The sequence below is a fragment of the Syntrophomonas sp. UBA1041 genome (genome assembly GCF_002316705.1).
Taxonomy (GTDB): domain Bacteria; phylum Bacillota; class Syntrophomonadia; order Syntrophomonadales; family Syntrophomonadaceae; genus DTU019.
The window spans coordinates 14,919-17,300 of the sequence record NZ_DCEA01000051.1; the positions used below are offsets into that span (position 1 = coordinate 14,919).

The window sequence follows — 2,382 nt, forward strand, 5'->3', positions numbered from 1 at the left end:
TCATTTCCTTTCCTCAACCTTTCATACTTCAAGACCATATTCATCCTCACGGACTGCCCGGAAAGCCTCGCCGGCCCCATCGCTCCCGGCTTAGGCCGGGGGAGAGCTGGCGGCCTTTTTAGAGGCTCTTCTGGCTTTAAACGCAGACAACCAGTCGTCAAATATGGCATAGACCACCGGTACCAATACCAGGGTCACCAGGGTAGAAACCAGAAGTCCGCCAATTACCACTATGCCCAGGGGCTGAAGGGATTCGCTGCCCTCGCCGATCCCCAGGGCCAGAGGCAGCATTGCCAGTATGGTAGCCAGGGCGGTCATAAGTATGGGCCGCAGCCGCACCCGGCCGGTTTCCAGAATGGCCTCTTCACGCTCCATGCCCTCCTCGCGCATCTGCTTCAAATAATCCACGAATACGATGGCATTGGCCACCACGATGCCGACCAGCATGATCACCCCGATAAAACCCGGTACGCTCAAAGGGATTCCGGTCAGAAGCAGGGACAGCACCACTCCAATAAAGGCTGTGGGTACCGAGAACATGATTACAAAGGGATCGAAGAATGATTCGTAAAGGATAGCCATAACCGAATAACAGAGGATTATGGCCAGTATCAGTGCCATGGCCAGGTTGATGAAAGTCTCGATCATTTCCTGGTCAGTGCCTACATATTCGATACTGTAGCCCGCGGGAAGGTCAATTTCATCTGCCCTGGCTTTAATATCCTGCATTACACTGTTCAGATCCCGGTTAAACAAGTCTCCGCTGACTAGAGCGCTGCGCACCTGGTCCACCCGGTTAATGGCTATGGGACCCTGTGCAATCTCAAAGGTAGCCACCGAGGATAATTTTACCAAAATCCCGGCGGGATTCATTATAGAAAGGTTGGTCAGATAATCCATGTCTTTTTCTGAGCTGGGTTTGAAACCGACCTTTACGTCCACCTCCTGACCGTCCACCCGGTATTGTGTAGCCACCTTTCCCTGCATGGCCGAACTGATCTCATTGGAGACCTGCATCGGGGTCAGGCCGAAAGCGGCAGCCCGGGCGCGGTCAATGTGAATCTGCAGCTCGGGTTTGCCTTCAGTCAGGGTGGAGACCACCTCGCGGGTCCCCGGGACCTGGCGGACAATCGCCGCAACCTGTTCGGAAAGTTGTTTTAAAACCTCGAGATCCGCTCCGCGAATCTGCACTGTTATGGCGCTGGTGGATCCCATCATGGAAGCGGCGTCAGCAGCTGAGACCTCTATTTTGGCGCCGGCGATTTCCTGCAGCGAGGTGCGCATCCGTTCGGCGATAGTATTTACATCGTTCTGGCGTTCCCCTTTGGGGACCAGCTTGACATACAATGTAGCGCTATCAGTTCCCGAAGCCAAACTCATGGTCATGCCCTCCGAGCTGCCGACACTGCTGAAAATGGTCTGTACCTCGGGGAACTCGCGCAATTTTTCCTCCGCTAGTCTTGCAATCTTGTCGGTTTCTGTCAATTGATTGCCTTTGTCGGTCTGAATATTTATGGAGATTTCCCCGGAGTCCATACCGGGAATGAATTCCGCCCCCACCAGAGGTATAGCCGCACATGCGGCCACCATGGCAATAGTGACTCCAATCACCACCACCCGCCTTCGAGCCAGGACTTTACCCAGCAAGACCTCATAGCGGTCTCCCCAGCCGTCCATCCATTCCCCTAAACGGTTTATCAGCCGGGAAACCGGGTTGCGGGGATCGGGCCGGGCGGCCATAACCTGATTCGTCAACAAGCGTGAAGACAACAGGGGGATAATGGTTAAGGCCACGATCAACGAACAGAAAATAGCGAAACACACTGTCATGGCCAGGGGTTTAAAAAGGATCGAAGCAATGCCCTCCACAAATGCCATGGGGAGGAACACCGCCAGAATCGTCAATGTGGTTGCGATAACCGCATTGCCAACCTGTGAGGCCCCTTTGCGGGCCGCCTCATAAGAAGATAAACCCAGCGAGCGGTGGCGAAAGATATTTTCGAACACCACGATGGAGTCGTCCACTATACGCCCCAGCCCCAGGGCTAATCCGCCCATAGTAATGAGGTTGATAGTGTAATTGCTGAAATACATGACCACAAAGGTGGCGATGATAGAAAGCGGGATGGAGGTAAAGACGATCAAGGTGCTGCGAGCTTTGCGCAAGAATAGAAACAATACCACCATGGCCAGAAGGGATCCTTCCAGAATCATCCTCACCGTGCTTTGAATAGATTGCTGGATATACTGGGACTGGTCCATAACCACCGCAATATCCAGATCCATATTCAATTCCTGCTTTATCTTTTCCAGTTCCACTTTGACCGCTTCACAGGCCTTTACCGTGTTGGCGTCACTCTGTTTAAGGCAGTGAACACCCAC

The 2,382-nt window shown here is 53.3% G+C and carries 1 protein-coding gene; it reads right to left on the reverse strand.

The window, feature by feature from the left end; all coding sequences use genetic code 11:
• Positions 1-90 precede the first annotated feature (90 nt).
• Positions 91-2,382, reverse strand: a 2,292-nt coding sequence (locus B2633_RS07575; protein WP_483169988.1) for an efflux RND transporter permease subunit, incomplete at its 5' end; no start/stop codon positions are given.